This is a genomic window from Moritella sp. 24 (genome assembly GCF_018219155.1).
In the GTDB taxonomy this organism is placed as follows: Bacteria; Pseudomonadota; Gammaproteobacteria; order Enterobacterales; family Moritellaceae; genus Moritella.
Genome location: NZ_CP056123.1, coordinates 3,676,440 through 3,698,954, shown reverse-complemented (window position 1 = coordinate 3,698,954; position 22,515 = coordinate 3,676,440). Strand labels below are relative to the sequence as shown.

26 protein-coding genes are annotated in these 22,515 nt (G+C 39.6%); 15 read left to right on the top strand and 11 right to left on the bottom strand.

Annotated elements, in window-relative coordinates; genetic code table 11:
• The first annotated feature begins 4 nt into the window (after positions 1-4).
• From HWV00_RS16465 to HWV00_RS16450, 4 genes are all read left to right on the top strand, one after another.
• Positions 5-700, top strand: coding sequence for a DUF6776 family protein (locus HWV00_RS16465; protein WP_211683061.1), 696 nt, complete (start codon positions 5-7; stop codon positions 698-700).
• Between the two features lie 198 nt (positions 701-898).
• Positions 899-1,231 (top strand): iron-sulfur cluster insertion protein ErpA, encoded by a 333-nt coding sequence (erpA, locus tag HWV00_RS16460; protein ID WP_085983555.1) that lies wholly within the window; start codon positions 899-901, stop codon positions 1,229-1,231.
• Between the two features lie 212 nt (positions 1,232-1,443).
• Positions 1,444-2,544: an efflux RND transporter periplasmic adaptor subunit gene (locus tag HWV00_RS16455; RefSeq protein WP_211683059.1), complete on the top strand. Its 1,101-nt coding sequence runs from the start codon at positions 1,444-1,446 to the stop codon at positions 2,542-2,544.
• Complete coding sequence (locus HWV00_RS16450) at positions 2,544-5,774, top strand: efflux RND transporter permease subunit (RefSeq protein ID WP_211683057.1); 3,231 nt, start codon at positions 2,544-2,546, stop codon at positions 5,772-5,774. Before HWV00_RS16455 ends, HWV00_RS16450 begins: the two co-directional genes overlap by 1 nt.
• Positions 5,775-5,834: 60 nt before the next feature.
• Here HWV00_RS16450 and HWV00_RS16445 read toward each other — a convergent pair whose 3' ends face one another.
• The gene (locus tag HWV00_RS16445; RefSeq protein WP_211683055.1) at positions 5,835-6,221 is read right to left on the bottom strand and encodes a DUF423 domain-containing protein; all 387 of its coding nucleotides are present in this window, start codon (positions 6,219-6,221) and stop codon (positions 5,835-5,837) included.
• A 188-nt stretch (positions 6,222-6,409) separates the two neighbouring features.
• On the opposite strand from HWV00_RS16445, the gene HWV00_RS16440 reads away from it, so the two are divergent.
• The 3 genes from HWV00_RS16440 to HWV00_RS16430 all read left to right on the top strand — a co-directional run bounded on the left by HWV00_RS16440 (position 6,410) and on the right by HWV00_RS16430 (position 8,960).
• Complete coding sequence (locus HWV00_RS16440) at positions 6,410-7,390, top strand: porin (RefSeq protein ID WP_211683053.1); 981 nt, start codon at positions 6,410-6,412, stop codon at positions 7,388-7,390.
• A 236-nt stretch (positions 7,391-7,626) separates the two neighbouring features.
• Positions 7,627-7,884, top strand: a complete 258-nt coding sequence (locus HWV00_RS16435) for a sulfurtransferase TusA family protein (RefSeq protein ID WP_211683051.1) — start codon at positions 7,627-7,629, stop codon at positions 7,882-7,884.
• A 14-nt stretch (positions 7,885-7,898) separates the two neighbouring features.
• The gene (locus tag HWV00_RS16430; RefSeq protein WP_211683049.1) at positions 7,899-8,960 is read left to right on the top strand and encodes an AI-2E family transporter; all 1,062 of its coding nucleotides are present in this window, start codon (positions 7,899-7,901) and stop codon (positions 8,958-8,960) included.
• 100 nt (positions 8,961-9,060) lie between these two features.
• Here the strand turns inward: HWV00_RS16430 and HWV00_RS16425 are convergent, their stop codons facing one another.
• Positions 9,061-9,402 (bottom strand): 4a-hydroxytetrahydrobiopterin dehydratase, encoded by a 342-nt coding sequence (locus tag HWV00_RS16425; RefSeq protein WP_211683047.1) that lies wholly within the window; start codon positions 9,400-9,402, stop codon positions 9,061-9,063.
• Between the two features lie 62 nt (positions 9,403-9,464).
• Positions 9,465-10,283, bottom strand: a complete 819-nt coding sequence (phhA, locus tag HWV00_RS16420; protein WP_211683045.1) for a phenylalanine 4-monooxygenase — start codon at positions 10,281-10,283, stop codon at positions 9,465-9,467.
• A gap of 196 nt (positions 10,284-10,479) precedes the next feature.
• Between phhA and HWV00_RS16415 the strand changes: the two genes are divergently transcribed.
• Entirely contained in the window at positions 10,480-11,904 is a 1,425-nt protein-coding gene (locus HWV00_RS16415; RefSeq protein WP_211683043.1) for a PLP-dependent aminotransferase family protein, read from the top strand.
• A gap of 159 nt (positions 11,905-12,063) precedes the next feature.
• The gene (locus tag HWV00_RS16410; RefSeq protein WP_211683042.1) at positions 12,064-12,336 is read left to right on the top strand and encodes a hypothetical protein; all 273 of its coding nucleotides are present in this window, start codon (positions 12,064-12,066) and stop codon (positions 12,334-12,336) included.
• Between the two features lie 15 nt (positions 12,337-12,351).
• Here HWV00_RS16410 and HWV00_RS16405 read toward each other — a convergent pair whose 3' ends face one another.
• The 3 genes from HWV00_RS16405 to bcp form a co-directional block, all read right to left on the bottom strand.
• Positions 12,352-12,900, bottom strand: coding sequence for a prepilin-type N-terminal cleavage/methylation domain-containing protein (locus HWV00_RS16405; RefSeq protein ID WP_304610840.1), 549 nt, complete (start codon positions 12,898-12,900; stop codon positions 12,352-12,354).
• Between the two features lie 221 nt (positions 12,901-13,121).
• Positions 13,122-13,643 carry a type II secretion system protein gene (locus tag HWV00_RS21600; protein ID WP_211683040.1) on the bottom strand — a complete coding sequence of 174 codons (522 nt, stop codon included), beginning with the start codon at positions 13,641-13,643 and terminating at the stop codon, positions 13,122-13,124.
• A 176-nt stretch (positions 13,644-13,819) separates the two neighbouring features.
• The gene (gene bcp / locus HWV00_RS16395) at positions 13,820-14,329 is read right to left on the bottom strand and encodes a thioredoxin-dependent thiol peroxidase (protein ID WP_211683038.1); all 510 of its coding nucleotides are present in this window, start codon (positions 14,327-14,329) and stop codon (positions 13,820-13,822) included.
• 152 nt (positions 14,330-14,481) lie between these two features.
• Here bcp and HWV00_RS16390 point away from each other — a divergent pair, with 152 nt between their 5' ends.
• The 3 genes from HWV00_RS16390 (at position 14,482) to HWV00_RS16380 (ending at position 16,062) form a co-directional block, all read left to right on the top strand.
• Positions 14,482-14,964, top strand: coding sequence for a DUF6314 family protein (locus tag HWV00_RS16390; RefSeq protein WP_255554697.1), 483 nt, complete (start codon positions 14,482-14,484; stop codon positions 14,962-14,964).
• Positions 14,965-15,099: 135 nt separating this feature from the next.
• Entirely contained in the window at positions 15,100-15,282 is a 183-nt protein-coding gene (locus tag HWV00_RS16385; protein WP_211683034.1) for a hypothetical protein, read from the top strand.
• A gap of 216 nt (positions 15,283-15,498) precedes the next feature.
• The gene (locus HWV00_RS16380) at positions 15,499-16,062 is read left to right on the top strand and encodes a PepSY domain-containing protein (RefSeq protein ID WP_211683032.1); all 564 of its coding nucleotides are present in this window, start codon (positions 15,499-15,501) and stop codon (positions 16,060-16,062) included.
• 67 nt (positions 16,063-16,129) lie between these two features.
• Here the strand turns inward: HWV00_RS16380 and HWV00_RS16375 are convergent, their stop codons facing one another.
• Positions 16,130-16,669, bottom strand: a complete 540-nt coding sequence (locus HWV00_RS16375; protein ID WP_211683030.1) for an ACT domain-containing protein — start codon at positions 16,667-16,669, stop codon at positions 16,130-16,132.
• Positions 16,670-16,874: 205 nt separating this feature from the next.
• Here HWV00_RS16375 and dapA point away from each other — a divergent pair, with 205 nt between their 5' ends.
• Entirely contained in the window at positions 16,875-17,753 is an 879-nt protein-coding gene (gene dapA / locus HWV00_RS16370; RefSeq protein ID WP_211683027.1) for a 4-hydroxy-tetrahydrodipicolinate synthase, read from the top strand.
• 27 nt (positions 17,754-17,780) lie between these two features.
• Positions 17,781-18,908 (top strand): outer membrane protein assembly factor BamC, encoded by a 1,128-nt coding sequence (bamC, locus tag HWV00_RS16365; RefSeq protein ID WP_211683026.1) that lies wholly within the window; start codon positions 17,781-17,783, stop codon positions 18,906-18,908.
• 143 nt (positions 18,909-19,051) lie between these two features.
• Here the strand turns inward: bamC and HWV00_RS16360 are convergent, their stop codons facing one another.
• The 3 genes from HWV00_RS16360 to HWV00_RS16350 are packed head-to-tail and all read right to left on the bottom strand — an operon-like array spanning position 19,052 to position 20,268.
• On the bottom strand, positions 19,052-19,315 hold the full coding sequence (locus HWV00_RS16360; protein ID WP_211683024.1) for a DUF2897 family protein: 264 nt from the start codon (positions 19,313-19,315) through the stop codon (positions 19,052-19,054).
• 31 nt (positions 19,316-19,346) lie between these two features.
• On the bottom strand, positions 19,347-20,030 hold the full coding sequence (locus HWV00_RS16355; RefSeq protein ID WP_211683021.1) for a M15 family metallopeptidase: 684 nt from the start codon (positions 20,028-20,030) through the stop codon (positions 19,347-19,349).
• 4 nt (positions 20,031-20,034) lie between these two features.
• Positions 20,035-20,268: a SelT/SelW/SelH family protein gene (locus tag HWV00_RS16350; RefSeq protein ID WP_255555036.1), complete on the bottom strand. Its 234-nt coding sequence runs from the start codon at positions 20,266-20,268 to the stop codon at positions 20,035-20,037.
• Between the two features lie 242 nt (positions 20,269-20,510).
• Between HWV00_RS16350 and HWV00_RS16345 the strand changes: the two genes are divergently transcribed.
• Complete coding sequence (locus tag HWV00_RS16345) at positions 20,511-21,191, top strand: TIGR01621 family pseudouridine synthase (protein ID WP_211683017.1); 681 nt, start codon at positions 20,511-20,513, stop codon at positions 21,189-21,191.
• A 149-nt stretch (positions 21,192-21,340) separates the two neighbouring features.
• Here HWV00_RS16345 and tal read toward each other — a convergent pair whose 3' ends face one another.
• Positions 21,341-22,288 (bottom strand): transaldolase, encoded by a 948-nt coding sequence (tal, locus tag HWV00_RS16340; protein ID WP_211683015.1) that lies wholly within the window; start codon positions 22,286-22,288, stop codon positions 21,341-21,343.
• Positions 22,289-22,515: the final 227 nt, after the last annotated feature.

Here is a 22,515-nt window from a genome sequence, read left to right as displayed (position 1 = left end):
TGACATGTTTAAGATTATTAAACCACGTTACATCGTATTATTAGCACTCGCTATATTATTAGGTTATGGCTTTTCTTATTTAAAAGGCATGGAATCAGCAGCAAAAATAATCATGAAAGATGATGAAATAGCACGCCTTAATACTGGTTTGGCTGAAACAAGTAAAATGAAAGCACAAGTCGAAGTTGAATTACAAACCTCGCAAATATTAGTGGAACAATTAACAGAGCAGCAGCGTAATTTATTTAATGAAAATGCAGAGCTAAAGCGTGAGTTAGTTTTTTATCAACGAATCATGGCGCCAGAAGACGTAATTAATGGCGTGAAACTGGAAAGTTTGACATTTATTCCAGAAGTGAGCGACGATTATTATTTTATGCAGCTAGTGTTAATGCAGGTGCAAAAGAAAAAACGTCATATTAAAGCGTCTGCAGACTTAGTTTTCTACGGTAGCCTAGATGGTAACCCGGTAGAATACCGCTGGAGTGAATTAGCTGATGAGACACAACAAAAACTAAACTTTTCATTCCGTTATTTTCAAGCTGTAGAAGCCTCTGTTAAATTTCCGTTGGGCTTTGTGCCAGAGCGAGTTGCATTTGTTGGGAAGGTGAAGGGCAATCGTTGGAATTCCGGTATTAATTTAAAACAAAACTTTGAATGGAGTGCAGTGCTGCAAAACAGTGACTCAATCTCAGGGTAATCACCAGCACTTACCATTAAGTAAGCACAAACGATAGTTGACTGAAATAGTCAGGTATTAGATAATTGAACGTATAATCGAGTTTAAGTGAGAACAGATATGGAACTATTTACAGACGTTGGTGCAACTCAGGCTGACAATAACGATATTGTTGAACAAGCTGTTACACCTGTTGCTGTGGAAGCAAGTGCAGACGATATGGTATTGCCTATTCACTTTAGTGATGCAGCTGCAGCAAGAGTAAAAGAGTTGATCACTGAAGAAGAAAACCTAGCGCTTAAATTACGCGTATACGTTACAGGTGGTGGTTGTTCTGGTTTCTCTTATGGTTTTACTTTTGATGAAAAGATTAATTTTGGTGACACTGTTATTGAAAAGAACGGTGTAACTATGGTTGTTGATTCTATGAGTTTACAATACCTTGTTGATGGCACGGTTGATTATATTGATGGCTTAGAAGGTTCTCGCTTCTTAGTAAACAACCCGAACGCAACAACTACATGTGGCTGTGGTTCAAGCTTCTCAATTTAAAGAATGCTTTAACCTCAAACCATTGACTCGTACTTAGCGGCCGTTAAGTACGAGTATTCCTACAACACATTCTCCCTGATTATAAAAAAATTAGTGCTAATAGCTTATTTTTTAATGTTTGTGACCGATCGTCTTATTTTTACACTTCCGCCATTTCTATCTTGTTAAATATGTTGCATCATAGCGATTCAATTATGTTCAAGGGAATGATAATGAATAACTTCACTGCATTGGCTATTGTCAAAAAACCAATATTTCAAGCATCAGTCATCGCTGCCGTATTCATGTTATGGATGGCTAGTGGCATTGGTGATCCTGCTGAACAGGAAAGTGGTTCCGTCGCGAATAATACCAATGCTGTTATCGACAAACCAATCCCACAAGTTCGAACTGAACAATTTGACGCTCAATTGATCGCACGGTCTATTTCTCTTTATGGTCGAACTGCTGCTGACAGAGAAACCAATCTAGGTGCCGAAATGGCTGGTCGAGTCGAAGAAGTACTTGCCAAACGAGGTAGCTTTGTTAATAAAGGCGACATAATAGTGAAAATGGAACAGAACGATCTGCCACAATTATTAGCTCGCGCAAAGACTTTATATAAACAACGTGAAATAGAATATCAAGGTGCGAAGAAACTTGCTGCACAAGGATTTCAAGGTAAAGCTCGTTTAGCTGAAGCGGCGACAGCATTGAGTGATGCGTCGACCAGTGTATTCACTATCACGTTACAACTTGAAAAGACGGTCATCATTGCGCCTATTTCAGGTATCTTAAATGAACGCCATGTGGAAGTGGGAGACTACTTAGCTAAAGGTAATCCGATTGCTACTATCGCAGATATTAATCCCTTAATTGTGAAAGCTGATGTCACTGAATTGGACGTGAATAATGTGCGACTGAAACAGGTTGCGCAAGTACGTTTAGTGAGTGGGCAAGTTGTCGAAGGTAAGGTGAGATATATTTCACGCGTTGCCAATTCGGCAACGAATACGTTCCGTATTGAGGTCGCGATTAAGAACCCTGATTTATTATTATCTGCAGGTGGTAGTGCGGAACTGTCACTGCCACTTAATCAAGAATGGGCAGTTAAACTGTCACCGTCAACGTTAGCGCTGGACGAAGAGGGTGTTATCGGTGTGAAAACCGTCGTTGATGAGCACGTCGTATTTACACCTGTTGATATTCTTAAAGCCGATGCGCAAGGTTCTTGGTTAACTGGACTTGGTAAACAGCCAGTCGTTATCACTGTTGGGCAAGGTTTTGTTCGTGCGGGTGATAAAGTCGATGCGGTATCAACGAGGGTTCAATAATGAACGGTATTATTTCAGCAGCGTTAAATCACAGTCGCACTGTGATCATGCTGCTCATTCTTATTCTTGTTTCGGGTAGTGTCACCTACCTTAATATTCCCAAAGAAGCTGAACCAGATGTGCCGATCCCGTTTATTTATGTGTCGGTTAACCACCATGGTATTTCTCCCGAAGATGGCGAACGCGCGTTACTACGACCATTAGAACAAGAGCTGAGAGGCATTGATGGTCTAAAAGAAATGACCTCGACTGCAAGTGAAGGTCATGCCTCGGTTAAACTCGAATTCCATGCTGGTATTGACAGTAATATCGCCTTAGCCAGTGTGCGAGAAAAAGTCAGTTTAGCCAAAGCACAATTACCAGATGATTCTGAAGAGCCTGTGGTTAAAGAGATCAGCATGGCGACTCAGAAACCAGCGTTGACAGTGATCTTATCTGGTGATGTTGCTGAGCGAGCTTTAATCAGTGTATCGCGTGACTTAAAACAAAAAATTGAAGCCTTGACCGAAGTACTTGAAGTGAGTGTCGGTGGCGATCGTGAAGACATGATTGAAATCTTGGTTGATCCCTTGTTAATGGAGAGCTACAACCTCGACCAGAATGACATTTATAACCTTATTTCACGTAATAATCTATTGGTTGCCGCAGGCACGTTAGACAGCGGACAAGGTCGTTTTCCCGTTAAAGTACCATCGGTATTTGATTCATTAAAAGACGTACTGGATTTACCGGTAAAGGTGGATGGCACACGAGTGATTACCTTTGGTGATGTGGCGGAAGTGCGCCGTTCATACAAAGATCCTGTGTCGTTTGCGCGTATTGACGGTCATGCTGCCGTATCGCTGGAAGTGAAAAAACGTCCCGGTGAAAACATCATTGAAACGGTTGATAAAGTTAAAGCATTGGTTAACCAAGAAAGTGCTTATTGGCAAGGTGTCATTAAGGTCGATTTTACCGCAGATAGCTCTGAAGACGTAAAAGACATGCTTAGCGACCTGCAAAATAACGTATTGTCAGCAGTGTTATTGGTTGTCATCGTGATTATTGGTAGTTTGGGTGGGCGTAGTGCATTACTTGTTGGTATTGCAATTCCAGGCTCATTCCTTGCGGGTATTTTAATGCTAGCCGTATGGGGTTATACGATTAATACCGTCGTGTTATTCGCTTTGATCATGGCCGTCGGTATGCTGGTGGACGGCGCGATTGTGGTGACGGAGTTTGCCGACCGTGAGATGAACGAAGGGCGTAGCAATAAAGAGGCGTACGGACTGGCTGCTAAACGTATGGCTTGGCCTATTATCGCCTCGACAGCAACAACACTTGCGGCATTTGCGCCGTTATTGTTCTGGCCGGGGATGATGGGTGAATTCATGAAGTTTTTACCTTTAACACTTATTACGACATTAAGTGCCTCGTTAGTCATGGCATTAATTTTTGTACCGACGCTCGGTGGTATTTTTGGACGTCGTCGTCAGTTATCTGCATTAGAGCAGAAACAAACAGAAGTCGCAGAGGCGGGTGATGTGACTAAAATGCCGGGAGTAACGGGCTGGTATATCAAGGTATTGAACGGTGCGATTAAAAAACCGTGGTGGTGCTTAGGTGGGGCAGTCTTGTTTTCTTTTCTCGTGATAAAAGCATATGGGGTTTATGGACAAGGTTCTGAGTTTTTCCCTGATGTGGAACCGCCAGGATTTAATATTATTGTGCGTTCACAAGGTGATTTATCTATTCATGAGCAAGATGCATTAATGCAGCAAGTGGAAGCTAAATTATTGGATATGCAAGAGATTGAAACTTTGTATGCGCGTACGGGGAAAGACAATCAAAACGGTGAGCAAATTGGTGCTTTACGCGTTAACTTAGTTGATTGGCAGGAGCGTCGTAAAGCGGATGAAATCATTGCTGATATTCTAAATAAAACCTCAATGCTAGCTGGGATTGAGATTGAAGCGCGCAAAGATGAAAGTGGTCCGCCACAAGGTAAAGATTTTCAGTTAGAGTTAAGCTCTCGCTATCCTGAACTGTTAGAACCTACATTAGCTAAAATTCGTGATTTTATTGCAGTGCAAGATATGTTCACGAACGTCAGTGACAATGGTGCAAAACCGGGCATTGAATGGCAGATTAAAGTTGACCGTGCAGTTGCTGCCCGCTACGGTGCCGATGCCTTGTTAGTAGGTAATAACGTGCAGTTTGTGACAACAGGGTTACGTCTTGGTGGTTATCGCGCTGATGATGTTGATGATGAAATGGATATTCGTGTACGTTTCTCTGAGGAATATCGTCATATCGATCGTTTAGAAGACTTACGTTTAAAAACCGCAGCAGGGCAAGTGCCGTTAAGTGTATTTTCAACACTTACTCCAGAGCAGAAAAAAGACTCTGTGCGTAAAGTTGATGGTCGCCAAGCACTCAAAATCGAAGCGGATTTATTGCCGGGTTACAACGTCAATGAAGAATTACCTAAGTTAATGGTTGCGATGCAGGGACTTGATCTTGATCCTCGCGTCAGCATGCGTTTACGTGGTCAAAATGAAAATCAGCAAGAATCTGCTGAATTTCTTAAAAATGCGCTGTTGATTGCTCTCGCGGTGATGGCGATTATTTTGGTTACGCAGTTTAACTCGTTCTATCAAGCATTTTTGATTCTAACCGCGGTGATCTTCTCTACCGTAGGGGTATTTCTTGGCTTGATGATAGTGCAAGAACCGTTTGGTATCGTGATGTCGGGGATTGGTGTTATTTCGTTAGCTGGTATTGTGGTAAATAATAATATTGTGCTTATTGATACCTACAATGTACTTAAACGCGAAGGATTACCTGCGGTTGAAGCTGTATTACGGACGGGGGCGCAACGTTTACGTCCAGTGATGCTAACGACGATTACGACTATCTTAGGTTTAATGCCAATGGTATTACAGATGAATGTAGATATCGTTAATCGTACGACAACATTTGGTGCACCATCAACGCAATGGTGGTCACAGCTGGCTACTGCGGTTGCTGGTGGCTTGACGTTTGCGACAGTGCTGACCTTAATATTAACGCCGTGTATGTTAGTGCTCGGGGATAGACTTAGCCGACGTTTGAATAAAAATATTCCAGTGGTGAAGGTTCGCTCTGTGACTGATGGATCACCGGCTAAGTTTGATGAGGAGCTGCACGTGGCGTATTCTTCAGATAAACAAGGCTCTGATACTGTGGCAGTTAAGCAATTAGAGCGCTAGTATAATAAAAACAGGTGCTCATTGACTATATCTAGTTAAGAGCACCTTTTTTGACTTCAATTACTTGATTTTAAATGCGTGCCATACCAGTAATAACCAAGATAACATCAGACCGCTGCCACCAAAAGGTGTGATACTACTTAACCATTTCTCACCCGTTAATGCATATAACATCAAACTACCACTGAAGGTGATAATACTCGCCAACTGTAATCCAGCTATCCAGTTAAAACGTCCAGCGGGAAATTTATTATCTAACAAAGCCAAGAAGAGTATGGTTAAAGTATGGATAAATAAGTAGTCCCTTGCTGTCGCAAAGTTTGCAACACCGTTATTCAGTACCAGTTGCGAATGCCACAGGTGTGCTCCCAGTGTCCCGACTAAAATATTAATAAACATTAAAATAGAGCTGATTATAAGAAAATATTTCAATTTTGTGTTTTGCATTGTGCGGTTACCTTTAGTCAATTTATAGACTTAGTTTGTTGTAATGCGTAATAAAGTTGTCATTTATCTTACATTTTTTGTTCATATTTATCACACATCTTTGTCATATTTGATCCCTAGAATTGATTCCAATTTAAAGCAACTACTCAACAACATCTTTTATATTTGTTAATGGAATGGAATTCAAAATGAAAAAATCACTACTTGCACTTGTACTACCAAGTTTATTCGCATCAACTGTTGGCGCGGTTGAAGTTTATAAAGACGATGGTCAATCGGTTGATATATATGGTCGTGCTTATGCTGGTCATGGCTTTGGCAGTGAAGATAGCGATGAGTATGGTAATGACTCTTATATCCGTATCGGGGCTAAATTAAAATCAGATATTTCTGACTCATTATCGGCATTTGGTCGTTATGAATTACAGTACGATCTTAAAGATAGTGAAAAAGAACCTACAACTAAGACTCGTTTAGCTTACGTTGGTTTGGATAGTAATGTTGGTGCATTCAGTTTTGGTCGTCAATACAATGCGCTTACAATCGCATCTGACTTGACTGATGTTGCTTATACGAATGCTTATGGCGGCAACTTGGGTAATACAAGCCGTGATAACAGCACATTAAAGTACAGTAATAAATTTGCTGGTTTACAGTTAGATGCGTCATACCGTCTTGATGATAACCAAGATGATACTAAAAGCGATGAAGAATATAGCTTAGCAGCGACATATAAGCTTGATTTTGGTTTAACACTGGCAGCAGGTTTCAGTGCAAAGTCACCGACTGATGACTATGATGCATCACTTTTCTTAGTGGGTGCGAGTTACAAAACGGGTCCAATGACGGTAGCTGCTACATATTCTCAAGGTTCTGAGTTTGAAGAATATGATTTTAATGGCGATGACGCCAAAACTACAGCTGACCACACTGCTTATGAATTAATGGTTGAATACAAAATTACAAAGCAGCTTCGTGCGCAAGTGCTATATAATAAGCAAGAGCTTGAAGATACAACAACATCTACGACTACCGATTCTGTTGATGACTTAGTATTTGGTGTTCGTTATGACTTTAATAAGAGCTTACGTACTATTGCCGAATACCGCATCAATGGTGTTGAAGATAAAGACAATGACTTCCACCTAGCCGCGCGTTATAGCTTCTAATCACGACGTTAAGCGTAGTTTGGCTACATTAGTCAGTGTTTAGCGACATGAATAAAAGCGGTTAATCTTCGGGTTGGCCGCTTTTTTGTTTTTACTTCTCTATTTATAGTACCTACCTAGTTCATATTCAAATCGTAAGCTAGTTGTGTATCGATTGAAAACAGTTGATAATGGCTGACATTTTCTAGCTGGGCATCTTATCTTGGCCTTCGAACTTAACAAGGCGGGTAAATACAATGCAGCAATTGGACTTAAGGTGCGATACTTGTCCTTTACCGCTCATCAAAGTAAAGCTATGGTTAAAGCAAGCTGAGCTTGGTACAGAAATAATCGTATTACTGACCGACCCTGGTTCTCGTCAAGATATACCTAAATTTTTAATCAGTCTTGGTCAAGCAGTCGTAGAGTTAGAAAACAGTCCATTAGTGCTACGCATTAAGGTTGTTAAACTAACCCCACACTTATCCCTCACACAGCTAAATACTCAAAATTAAGGCAATAACAACTTATGCTCTCTGTCGTATCTCGTTGGTATCAGGATCGTTTTTCTGACCCACATGCAGTCACTTTATTCTTTTTATTAATATTTGGCTTTTCGGTTATTTATTTTATTGGTGACTTAATTACGCCGTTCTTAGTTGCAGTCGTATTAGCGTATTTACTTGATTGGCCATTAATACAATTAATGCGTTTGGGTATATCTCGAACCTGGGCGACGGTGATTATTTTGATGCTCTTTGTCACTATGATGGTGATGCTCACTCTCGGTCTAGTGCCAACGGTATGGCATCAAGGTGTGAACTTAGTTAAAGCCTTGCCGCTAATGCTTAAGCAAGGCCAAGAGTTCTTATTGATGCTGCCACAAGAAAATCCTGATATTTTTAATGAAGAGCTGATCAAAACGGCATTGTTAACGGTACAAGACCACGCTGTTAAGTCTGGTGAGATGATAGTAAGTGCTTCCTTTGCGTCTTTGTTTGATCTTGCGGCTATTCTAATTTACTCAATTTTAGTGCCGTTATTAGTGTTCTTTATGCTTAAAGATAAAAGCCGTTTGGTGAAAGATTTAGTGAGCGTATTACCGCAAAATCGTCGTTTAGCGATTGAAGTTTGGACCGAAATGAACGGTCAAATTGCGAACTATATTCGCGGTAAAGTATTCGAAATAATCATTGTTGGTTTCTTTACTTGGTTGGTATTTTTCTTTACTGATTTACAATATGCAGTACTGCTTGCGGTTGCCGTTGGTTTCTCGGTATTAATTCCTTATATTGGTGCTGCGGCTGTTACTGTTCCTGTGATGCTAGTTGGCTTGTTCCAATGGGGGCTTACTCCTGAGTTTACGTATATGATGATCGCATACGGTATCGTGCAAGCGCTTGATGGTAACTTATTAGTGCCATTACTGTTCTCTGAAGCGGTAAACTTGCATCCCGTTGCTATTATTATGTCGGTATTATTATTTGGTGGTTTGTGGGGATTCTGGGGGGTATTTTTTGCCATCCCATTAGCGACGTTAGTTAAAGCTGTGTTTAATGCATGGCCAAAACGTTCAGCTACAATCGCATAATAAGCTTAATAAGTACGTAGTATAAAAGGCGCTAATCACGAATGAATTGTTCTGATTAGCGCCTTTTTTGTTATGGCATTATTCATTTTTTAGTTAGCCGCTATTCAGCTAAAAGCGTATCGGTTTTAGCTGCACAGACAAAATCATTTTTATGCAGCCCTTTAATACTGTGTGACCACCAAGTAATAGTCACTTTTCCCCATTCTGTTAAAAGTGCAGGGTGGTGACCTTCTGCTTCAGCCATATCAGCGACACGATTCGTAAATGCGATTGCTTGTTTAAAGTTTTTAAATTTAAATTCACGTTCCAGTTGCATGATGTTGTTACGAACTTCGACGGCCCAATTTGGGATTTGGTTAATTAATACTGCTAACTCTTCATTACTGACTTGTGGTGCATCTGCACGGCATGCTTGGCAACTTTGTAAATTTAATTCGGTCATAATTGTTACTCTTTTTAGGGGCTGTTATTTTTAAACAAAGGGTAAATAAAGATAAGCAGTGCTTAGCAAGCTGCATCTTCTTTTGGAGCATAAGCCGAGGGCTTCATACCTAATATTCTGGCTTCTTTTATTAAGGTAATTAAATCGAGCTTAATTAACTGCTGTAAATCGGACAGTTGATTAATCACAAAGTAGTTCTTTTGCAATTCGTCAATACGGTAGTGAGTACGAAATGCTTCGATTACTTGCAGTGGTTGCCGATTAGGAATATCACTTTCTAAGCTGTAACAGGTTTCTTCTTTTGATGACAGAATACCACCGCCAAATATTTTTAAGCCTTGTTCACTTTGCATTAATCCAAATTCAATAGTAAACCAGTACAAGCGTGCGAGCATAGGACGATCAGCTTTGTCGGCCTTTAACCCTAATTCACCGTAATGCTGAGAGAAGTCAGCGTAAGCTTGATTGGTGAGCAACGGACAGTGACCAAATAATTCATGGAAAATATCCGGTTCTTGAATGTAGTCTATATCTGCCTTGGTACGAATGAACGTAGCCGCTGGAAAACGTTTCGTTGCTAACAATTCAAAAAAGCGTTCAAAACCGATCAGCGCTGGCACGTTCTCGACTTGCCAGCCTGTTAACTTTTTTAGTTTACGGTTGATATCCGGTAATTGTGGAATACGATCTGCGCTCATTTTAAGCAGCTCAATTCCCTCGATAAATTCATCACAAGCACGGTCTTTAATAATACGAGTTTGACGATTGTAGAGTGTTGCCCAAGTACTATTTTCCTCATCACTATAATTGATGTACCCATGCTGATCTGGTTGGTGTGAAACATATTTTGGTGTCGGGTCAATTGCTAAAGATGAGTCCATTACGAGTGCCTGCCGCTGTGTTATTCGATTGATATTTAGATTAACCTTAATTCAATGAGCATTACAGATTCAGAGAAATGATAAATAAACCAGTACAGTTATGTTAATCTGTTACTGTACTGGTGAATAATTACGTGAACTGTACTGGTTTATGATTCACCATTGAAAATCACATAATATAAAGCAGCAAAAATAAATGACTAAAGTATTGTTATATCAACAAGTAGCCGATGACTTACGTGATCTTATTAATCAGGGCGTATATGTACCGGGGGATAAATTACCGTCGCTTAGAGCCTTGTCGGTAAAGCGAAAGATGAGTATTGCCACGATTCAGAGAGCGCTTGAAGAACTTGAGATAATAGGGCTTATTGAGGCAAGGCCAAAGTCGGGCTATTACGTGTGCTTTAATCGTCGCACTGAAGTTGTGATTGAGTTTCCTAGTATTACGATGAAACCTAAGTCGGTGAAAATCCATGAATTAGCCAGTCAGATATTTCATCAGTGTGGTGCACCTGATGTGATTAATATGGGGACCTCGTATCCGTCGAGTGATTTTATGCCGACGCCTGCATTGCAAAAGATATCGAATCAAGTCATTAAGCACCATATGCCTGATATTGTGGAAGTGCAGTTTTCTGCTGGTAATGCATTATTACGAGATGTTTTGTCGAAACGTATGAATGAATCTGGCTGTCAGGTATCAGCTGATGATGTCATTGTGACTAACGGTTGCTTAGAAGCGTTATCGGTATGCTTGCGCGCTATTGCTAAACCGGGGGCGACGATTGCCTTGGAATCACCGGGTTTTGTTGGTTCACTGCAATTAATTGAATCATTGGGGTATAAAGCACTCGAGATCCCTTGTCATCCAGTGACGGGAATGAGCCTAGAAGCACTTGAACTAGCCTTAGAACAGTGGAAAATATCTGCGGTATTAGTGGTGCCAAGTTACAGTAATCCGCTAGGGTCGTGTATGCCAGAAAGCAACCGTAAAAAGCTGGTGGAATTATTGTCGGCTAATGATATTCCGTTAATTGAAGATGACTTGTTGGGTGATCTATCGTTTGATGGTTCGCGCTTAAAACCCTGCAAGGCATTCGATAAAAAAGGCATGGTACTGTATTGCTCGTCAGTGTCTAAAACTATCGCGTCAGGACTACGGGTGGGGTGGATTGCGCCTGGTGCTTATTATAAGGAAGTTTCTTATTTTAAGACGTTTACCAATATTAGTGCTCCGCAATTTTCACAAATTGTTGTTGCTCAATTTTATAACAGCGGTAAATATGAGCGTCATGTGCGTCAATTGACGGCTAAGATCGCCAAACAGGTATATCAGATACAATCCTTTATTCGCCAATACTTTCCCGACGGTACACAAGTATCAAGCCCGCAAGGTGGTTGTATTTTATGGGTGGTGTTACCTACAGGGATTGATGGGCATCAATTACACCTTAAAGCGATTGAAATGGGAATCGGGGTCATTCCGGGTCAGCTTAGCAGTGCGACAAATAAGTTTGATCACTGTATTCGAATTAACTGTGCTTGTGATCCTAAAATAGATATGAAGGGCAGTATTAAGGTATTAGCTGATATAGCGCAAGATCTTTTGGCTGGGTAAGGAATTTGTTACTTTACCCGTTAATCTGAGAGGCGTTATAATAACCGCGCACTGAAATAGAACAGGGATATGTTTTAACAGTTATGTTGCTTGAATTTAAGCAGTCCTCGTTTATTTTTAGTTGGCCTTTTTTATGGGCTAAAAGTGTGAGTAAAAGCCATGAGTCAAAAACCTAACCTATCTATTGCGATGACGAATCTAATTACAGAAGTGCGCGGTGTTTTTCCTTTCTATGAACCTGAATCGAGCATTTGTGGTGATTCGTGTGAAGGTTGTCCGAAGAAATTATTAGAATTAGTCGACTCTGAACTTTGCTACTGGGAAGACCAAGTTAAGCATGGCACAGCGCCGACCTTTGATGAACTAAACCGCGTTGGTAAACTGTGTCAAAATGTGAGACGCGGTTTGAAACGTAATGGATTGGTTGATTAATCGATTAGGCAGTAATTAACAACTATCCGTTTTAATAGTGACAACTGGTAATCTTGGTGCTGTGGTGACAGGGTTTTCGTAACGAACTTGGCATCTAAAGCTCGAATTCATCTGGTCACGATCACTACTAAAGAAAATGAAAATGTAATTTTTTGCCGTTGACTTGGCTGTATAGAATGGCGCAGCGTTTTTGTCGGCTGCTGCGGTGGCTGCATCAACAGAATCAATATCTAGCCAAGCTTTAACCTGTTCGTTAAGCTCGGCAACACTGTCGCTACCATCAACCGATGGATAAGCGTTATATAAAGGCACCTCAACTCCATTAATGTCGATGCGACCATCACCTGTATTTTGACCTTGAATCAGAGCTCGGGAATAGACTAACTGTAATGCACTCTTCATTGAACCTTGGATAGATTCTAAATTTTCAGTCTTTGCATCATTTTTTAGATTGATGAACTTTGGTATTGCTGTTGCGGCTAGAGTGCCGAGAATGATAATGATGATCACTAACTCAATTAGGGTGAAGCCCTTATTTTTCGAATGCTTACGATCCATTTTCATCTTTCGTTATCCTTAATCGAATTAGCTCGCTTATGACCCCATAATATTTTTATTTTTCAGGAACGACAAGATAAAAGGTGACGATTTGTCTATAAATAAGGGGGACACAAACAGTAATTAAGATATATTATTATTTGTATGTATATTTAATACCTGTATTACTATTTATTACCAAGAGTTGATTCCCGTTAAACTGTATGCATAATTTATTTATTCGCGATTTAACGACAGTCAGGTTGAGTACCTGTTTTATATGTTCGGTTACCCGCTAGATCGTACCCAACAGGGTTAGCAAACAGTAGTCGATATTTATTATTATCTTCAGTAGGTTGTTTGTATGTTAGAAAACAGTCTTGATATTGGTCGTCTTTTTTAAAATAAATAGCAACAACTTTTCCACTATTTATTGTATCTATAAATTTCAGTTCAGATGAACTCAACAGTAGATCTATATCTTCAGCTCTTGGATAGCCGTAGACTGTTTTTATACCATCAACATCACCGTAATTTGTCGGCAAGGTACCTGTAAATAAAGGGGATAGATGGGCTTCATTCTGAATGACTGATTTAGCATAAACAATTTGAGCAGCAGAGTTAATTTTACCTGCTAAATCCATCATGACAGCATTTTTACTATCCTGACTTAACCCTATGAATTTTGGGATTGCTGTTACTGCTAATACCCCCAGTACAATGATACTAATCACTAACTCTACTAGGGTGTACCCTTTTATTGATTTCATTCTATTAACTCTCTTACTTTATTTTCGAAGAGTATATTGATTCGTCCCACACGGTGAAACTAGTAGAAATACTAGAACACTATCATAGATGAAAAAAGCCAGTAAACTTGAATGATTGGATACTCAAGGTTACTGGCTGCAGTGTTATTACTGGTATAAATAATTAATATAACTGACTACTTAGCCGTTAAATAATCCAATACTACTTGGTGATGATCTTTTGTTTTAAATTTGCTGTATTCACCTTCTAGTGGCACTGCTTTTAGCGATGCAGACGTAAATACATGTTCAACAACACCTTGCTCATCAATTAAAAATGATAGGCGGTGGATGCCGTCATATTCCTTACCCATGAACTTTTTAAGGCCCCAGATACCGAAAGCATCTGCAACTGCATGATCAGGATCTGACAGTAGGCTAAAGTTTAATTCATCACGCACACTAAATTTAGTCAGACGAACTACTTCATCAGGGCTGATACCAAGTACTTCTACATTCTGCGCTGCTAATGCTGTGATATGATCACGTAAATTTTGCGCTTGTGTTGTGCAACCAGGTGTCATTGCTTTCGGGTAGAAATACGCTAAGACTTTTTTACCAGCTAATGAATCAAGCGAAATGCTTTCATTATGTTGGTTGAGTAGCGTAAACGATGGTGCTTTATCACCAGACTTTAAAGTTTGCATGGATATAAGTGTCCTAACAATGAATTAACGTATGTGGCTATTGTGCGTGACTTTTTGTCTGTCGACAAGAGACTATTAGCAATCGACACAATGCGACATAAATGCATTTATGCATAATAAAATAGTGATAACTCGTATTTAAGGGGATGACAATGCAAACATTGGCTGAGTTGTGGACTCTACTTAATCGCTTAAACAAATTTAGTTTTAAAGTGAACACAGATAATGAATCTGTCACAGGCTGGCAAGGTGAAGGACAGGGGTTAATTAAACGCCGCGGTAATATGGCTTCAGTGTCGGACGATATCGAATTAGGGGCGGTTGTCGAAACGATTGAACGTGGTGATTATTATGTTACCGCAGATCGAAAGGTATCGATGCAGAATCAATATTTGTGGCAATTTGAAGGTGATCATATTCGTTTAACCCATCTTCGTTTTGGTTGGGATAACCCTGTATTTCTGTTTGATATTATTGAAAACGGGCTAGGGGAATTGGTTACACGTCAATCACATCAATGTGCGGCAGATAATTATGATGCGTCGTTTGTTCTGTATGCCGATAATCTTATGATGCAGTGGCGTATTCAAGGACCAAAAAAGCGTGAGGTATTAGATTATATTTATTCGGTATGATATTCACTCAAACAGTAAGGTAGTTTATTCATTATTATAAACTGCTGTTTTCGAAAGTTTTTTTGTTATTTAGGCTTTGTTTTCTATCGATATGTTCAATATTAAATGAATGACATACGATGTGAGGATAAGCTTATGTTAGAACAAAAGCAGGTTTTATTTTCTGTATTATTTATTAGCGTTCTATTTTTTGGGGCGACGGGTAATAAAAATACGCTGAAGTCCGGTCAACATTATTTAGATACCTTGAGTTGTGCGAGTGATAAGTCGGGTATCGAAGGATATACCGGTGTAAAAAGTTGTGTTTTAGGTCGATAAAATAAAAATATCGTTATTAGTATTGAAGACGATAAATGTGCTGTCGTTTATGTATTCAAGTGGTATTTTTATTGTTTATTATGAATCACGTGAAATTTACGACTTTATATATGGTTAATTAATACTTTTCTCCCCCTTATTAGTAGTTGCAAGTGGTAATCATTATCATTACACTTTGCGTTATTTAGAATCTAGACTAAGTAACAAGGAAGTTGTATGAAAAAAGTGAACTGGAAACGTGTTAATCGTAAGACTCATTACTGGGGCGCTGCAATTATCGCGCTTCCGATACTCGTTGTGCTTATTAGTGGGTTATTACTACAAGTAAAAAAAGAAGTTACTTGGGTTCAACCCGCGAGTATGAAAGGCGAGAGTAAAATCCCGCAACTATCATTTCAACAGATATTAGATATCGCTAGTACAGTCCCTGAAGCTGAGATCCAGAGCTGGAAAAATGTCAGTCGTATGGATGTTCGTCCTTCGAAAGGTATTGTGAAGGTCAGAGCTAAAAACAAAGTCGAAATTCAAATTGATAATGCCAGTGGTAAGATCTTGCAAGTTGCCTATCGCCGTTCCGATCTGATTGAATCTTTGCATGATGGCTCATTCTTCCATGAACATGCTAAATTATGGCTGTTTTTACCGGCTTCGGTGATCTTACTTATGTTGTGGATTACGGGGATATATATGTTCTTGATGCCTTATATATTAAGACGTCAAAATCGTAAGAAGAGCCAATTGAGAGAAGCGAATAATACCTTGTCAGCATCGGTGAATTGATCGTACAGCTTGTTCAAGTATTAAGATTGGGCGCGGTTAGTATTTACTACTAACCGCGCTTACTCGTTTAAGATGTAGCGACTTTGTTTTCCACCATAAATTGATACTCGGCATTTAAGAGCATGCATAGACCGGCGAGTTCTGATTCCAAGATAGCTAAATCACAATCTAATGTTGTGTTTAAGGTGAAGTTAGCTTTGAGAATATCTTTGTTGTCAGAGCTGGTCAGTACTTCTGAGCGTAATCCCGCTAAATTGAGATTATTGTTGGTAAAGAATAGCGTGAACTGCTCGATAAGACCGGTTGAATCTGGGATGGTGACTTCGACATCAATGGTATGGTCATAGTTGATTGGTTCGTGACGTTCAGTGCGTTTCATCATGGTGATTAAATCGAGTTCTTGGCTTTTTAATGGCAAGCTTGATTCGATTTGAATCATGGCATTCCATTCACCAGATAACAGCATAATTAGCGTGAACTCATTACCAAAAATAGCGAGTTTGCTATCAACAATATTGCAACCACAGTTACTTACGTGGCCTATTAGTTTGTGGACGATACCTGGACTATTGCTGCCAAGGGCAGTGATAACTAAATTCTGCGTCATTTTCTTCCAGGTCCTTTTCTTCTGGGTAAATTAAAGTAAGCAAGTAGAGTATGATATACCCAAGCAACTTCAAGATGCAACAATCCGTAAGCTTATCAACCAGCATATTGATGTTAGTCGGCATATAACCAAAATATGCTTGCGGCAACTGACCGCTACATACTATTATGCCACGTGTTTTATAGTTAGTTATCACAAGGCCAATATGTTAACAGGTAATATCGTCGCACTTATTACTCCTATGCTCGACAACGGAGACGTCGATCTTTGCTCTTTACAAGGTTTAGTTGAATATCATATCCAAAGTAATACCACTGCACTGGCGGTGTTGGGTACGACAGGTGAATCTTGCACGTTTGCTCAAAATGAGCACCTTGAGGTGGTTAAATACGTACTCGAAATAGCGCAGGGCCGTATTGCTATTATTGCAGGGACAGGATCAAACAGTACCCGTAATAGCATTGCCTTAAGCCAAGAATTACACAAGTTAGGTGTGACAGCCGGACTTTGTGTCACGCCTTATTATAATAAGCCAACCCAAGAAGGCTTATATCAGCATTACAAAGCCATTACTGAAGCCTGTGATTTACCTCAGATTTTGTATAATGTACCGGGTCGTACAGGCTGTGATATTAGTGATGAGATCGTCATTCGATTGGCGGAACTTAATGCTATTATAGGTATCAAAGATGCTACCGGTGATTTATCTCGCTTAACTCAGATTAAACCTTTCTTACCCGATGATTTTTTACTATATAGTGGTGATGATGCAACGGGTTGTGAGTTTATGCTACAAGGCGGTAATGGGGTTATTTCTGTTACCAGTAATGTGGCTGCAGATGCAATGAGCCGTATGTGCCGTTTTTCATTAGCGGGACAACGTGAAGAAGCGACTGAAATTAATAATAAATTAATGCGTTTACATCAAGATTTATTTGTCGAATCAAATCCAATCCCGGTAAAATGGGCGTGCAAACAGTTATCTTTGATTGAAACGGCTAACTTACGGTTACCATTAATTGAATTAGATCAGCAATATCATGCTCAGGTGAGTGCGGCACTCGCACTTGCAGTGGATGCATAAATTTTTGAATTAGGGAATATTAATACTATGACTATGTCATCAACAGGTCACCGCTTGACTGCCGCTAAACGCTATAGCGTTATAGCGTGTGCTATTTTAGTCAGTGCTTGTTCAGGATCAGATACAAGACGTCAAGCAAATCTAGATTTTGAATATTTAAATCAAACAATCAAACCGGAGTTGGTGATTGCTGAGGGACTTGATACTCCTTTGTATACACAGCGTTATGATGTGCCTGAACTCGTTGAAGGGACTGAAAACTACCCTGTTGGTGCCGATGTTGATGTACGTTCTCCAGTGCAAGTATTGGCGTTATCACCGTTAGTACGTGTTGAAGAAGGTAGTGATAATGTCACTATTTGGTTTAATAGTCGTAGCTCGCAAGATGATATTACTGCACAAGTATGGTCGTTATTAGCAAATTTCTTAGCCGACAAAAAAGTCGCTATTGCGAAATTGGATGATGCGAATCATACGTTAGAGACTGATTGGTTAATTAATCAAGATACCTTTGATGAATTTAAAGAAGTATCTGATTATGAACTAAAACAGCGTTATAAGTTCACACTGTTAACAGCTGCAAGTAAACGTACTGTGGGTCTACAGGTTGATTTGATTGACCATGAAGAACGTTTAGAAGGCACTAAGGTTGATAATGAACTAAGTAAAGGCGACAGTCGTCGTTTTGCTGTGCAAATGCTAAACCTGCTTAATATTTATTACGAAATTGATCGTATTGAAGGTAATAATAAAGAAACTGAACAACAAAAAGCCTCGAAGCTTAAAATCGATTTTGTTGATCAGAAACACCCTGTTATTACGTTAAACATCCCGTTTGATGATGCCTGGAAGTTATTACCAATGGTGTTGAATAAAGTGGGCATGACCGTTGAAGACGAAGATAAATTGGCGTCAACAATGCTTGTTAGCTTTGATGAGCAAACGGATGACTATTGGATTAATAATAAAGTCACTCGTGTGACATTAGCTGAAGATGATTATCGTATTCAGGTAGGTGAAATTAAAGGCCATACTTCAATTGCATTCTTTGGTGAAGACAAGCAACCTTTGTCTGCTGAAACCATGAGTCAGTTATTCATAAGCTTGAAAGACGCAGCTGATGCATTACGTGCAGAGAAAGCTGGGACTGAGTAATATTGATTAAACACATAATGTGTTAATCGCACGGTATTAATAAAGCCGTGTTAATAAAAAATAAGGGCCTATGTATGCAGTACATAGGCCCTTATTGTTTATAGATACGAGTTATTTATTCGAGATGTAAAACGACCTAATATTTATTTGTTTATGTCTTTTTTCTCATCATGCTGCATTGGATTTTTTTCGTATTCGTTACGGTATTCGTTGTTATAAGCTTGTTGGTCATCTTCATTATCATCCGGTAATGGTTTCGCATTTTTTCCTGCATCCAGATGTAAACTTTTACTATATTGTTCTTCAATTTCTTTTGGTATTTTCATTTTCATGTTTGCGGTGTATTTTAATGTCATGATAGACCCTAGAATAAAACCTAAGGCAACTAGAATAATGATCCAAACCATAAATCCTCCTTCTATTATTGTGTGAGCGTTATTAATTGGGTGTTGATACGTTATTTATGTATTGCGTATAAATCTGTTCTATATTGGCTAAAATAGCCGCTTTACCTTGAATATCAGCATTACTAATGGTGTTGGTGATGAATGCTAATGTGCAAGCTTGCTGCGCTTGTGCTGCGATAGGCGCATAACTTAAATGCCAAGGCTCTCGGGATACTCCACCACGATCTTTATCATAAGGACGATAGAAGCCAAAGTCGGTAATATTGTTATCTAACCACGTTGAAAATGCTGCAAGATAACCACCTTCATCATATTCTTGTGGGATTAATTGTAGCTGATAGCCTGTTGGTAACGCATTGTTATCACATACATCAATTTCACTTCCCCAGTGATGGCGGCTGGCACCGGGTAACATTGACCAACGTAATATTGCGAATACTTTTTCTTCTTCACTTAGTATAGCTGGATCTAATGGCTGGCTATCATGATCTAGAATGGGTCTTAGCCCGCTAAATTTATTATTCCAAATGCTTAGCTGTTGTTCAAAAGAGCGAAAGCTAGAGACAATTGTAAGTGCGAACCCAGCTTGTTTTGCCTTTACTTGTAATTGCTGAAATGCAGGTAATACTTGCTGGTGGATAAAGCGTGGTTGTGAAGGCACTTCAATGACGTGGCTTTGTGTTTGACCTGATAGCTCAAGTGTTGTTAATTGCATGTATTTACACCGTACGATCGCAGTGGCCGAGATCACGCGCTGGAGCGATGATGTCTCGTACGCGTTGTTTTAATACTTTCGCTTCTGGAAAACCGCCGTCTTGTTTACGTTCCCAAATCAGTTGCTGATTACAATGGATCTCAAAGCGGCCCCCTGTATCTGGGTGTAAGCTTATTTTACTGATCTCCTCACCGAACGTATGCAGCAGCTCTTGCGTTAACCAAGTTGAGCGTAACATCCAGTTACATTGGCGACAGTAATAAATATCAATTTCAGCGTTGATCTCTGACACGGTTAAGGTCCTCTTTTTATGACTTATTCTAGTGTACGATTACTCATCCTAGCGTTATTATTGGTTGTTGGATATGATTTTTATCCCTAATTTTTTATTTGAGTTATTGATTGTGGATCTTGAAGTCGCTTGGGTATATTGCTTATTTAGGGTACACTTCGGCCTCATTTTCAGCATTGGTTTTTTTAATGTATAGCATTTTATTTCAGAATAATGATTTCTTGGTTATCAACAAAGCAGCGGGCATCGGTTTTCACGATGAAGACGGCGTTGATGGTATTTGTTCTATTGTCAGAAAGGATATTGGCAGACTGGTATTTCCGGTACACCGTTTAGACAAAGTTACATCTGGATTGTTGTTACTGGCTAAATCATCAGAATCAGCTGCTAAATTAGCAAAGCTTTTTGAACTGCATGAGATTCAAAAATATTACCTCGGTATTATCGATAGCAAACCAAAGAAAAAACAAGGTTTAGTGAAGGGTGATATGGAGCGTTCACGTCGTAGCATGTGGCGTTTAACTAAAACGTTAACAAACCCTGCTGTGACTCAGTTTTTCACACAAAGCATTGGTGATGGTAAGCGTTTAGTTGTGTTAAAGCCACACACAGGTAAGACACACCAACTACGTGTTGCATTAAACAGCCTAGGAAGCCCTATCTGTGGTGATCCGCTGTATCAAAGTGCTGATGCTTGGAAATACGATCGCGCTTACTTACATGCATACAGCTTGCAGTTTACGCTTGATGGTGAAGACTTTAATTTTGTTGCTGATGAGCTTAGCGGTGAACAGTTTATTACTCCAGCATGCAAAGAAGCATTAGTTGCTTATGCACAGCCTGAGACATTGGCTTGGCCAAAAGTATAATCGTTATATAACCAAGTTACTGCTAGGTAGATTGGTTAAATAATGCATAAAAAAACGCCCAACGTAGGACTCTCTCGAGTAATAAGTTGGGCGTTTTTGTTAACGATGTTTGGGTATTGCTTTATTCAGCTTAGAACTATTTATTCCAATTAAAATAAGTCAGCAATCATCGCTTCTAGTTTGTTTTGATCGATAGCGAAGTTACGGATACCTTCAGCTAGTTTTTCAACTGCCATTGGATCTTGGCTGTGATCCCAACGGAATGCTGCTTCTGTTAGTTTTGCTTTCGGTGCAGTTTGTTCTACTTCAGAGAATAGCGCTTGTGCAACAGGCTCTGAAGAGTTTTGTAGCTCTTCTAATAGCTGTGGTGCAATTGTTAGACGGTCACAACCAGCAAGTGCTAGGATTTCACCTGTGTTACGGAAGCTTGCGCCCATAACAACTGTGTTATAACCCGATGCTTTGTAGTAGTTGTAGATAGTGCTTACAGAGATAACACCTGGATCGTTAGCACCTTCATATGTTTCGCCTGTTTTAGCTTTGTGCCAATCCATGATACGGCCAACGAAAGGTGAAATTAGGTATACGCCTGCTTCTGCACATGCTTGCGCTTGAGCGAAAGAGAATAATAGCGTTAGGTTACAGTTGATGCCCATTGCTTCAAGCTGTTCTGCCGCGCGAATACCTTCCCAAGTAGAAGCCAGTTTGATCAGAATGTTTTCTTTCTCAATGCCCACTTCTTTATATAAGTCGATTAATAGTAGTGCTTGTTTAACACTTGCTTCTGTATCGTAAGAAAGACGTGCGTCAACTTCAGTTGAGATACGACCTGGAATTGTCGTTAAGATCTCTTTACCAATTAATACAGCTAGTTTGTCACATGCAAGTGCTACTTGTGTTTCTGGTGTTGCATTCTCTTTAGCGTAAGCAATTGCTTGTGCTACTAGTGGTTGATAAGTCGGTAATGCAGCTGCTTTTAAGATAAGTGATGGATTCGTCGTCGCATCTTGAGGCTGGTATAATTTAATTGCATCCACATCGCCTGTATCTGCAACAATTGTAGTTAATTTACTTAGCTGTTCTAACTGATTACTCATTATTTTATGTCCACAATTATATTATTGATCGATTGTAAGGTATTACCGTTAACTATTATGAATATTGTCTACAAAGTCAATAAGACTATTATCGGTAGCGCTATTCATTAGGAGAATATTTCTTTTCATTGAATTTCGGTAATTTCTGTTGTTCATGTTAACACAGCTTTCATTTGAAAGTATGTAGTCTTTCATCACGTTTTTCAGACAAAAATATTACTTGCAAT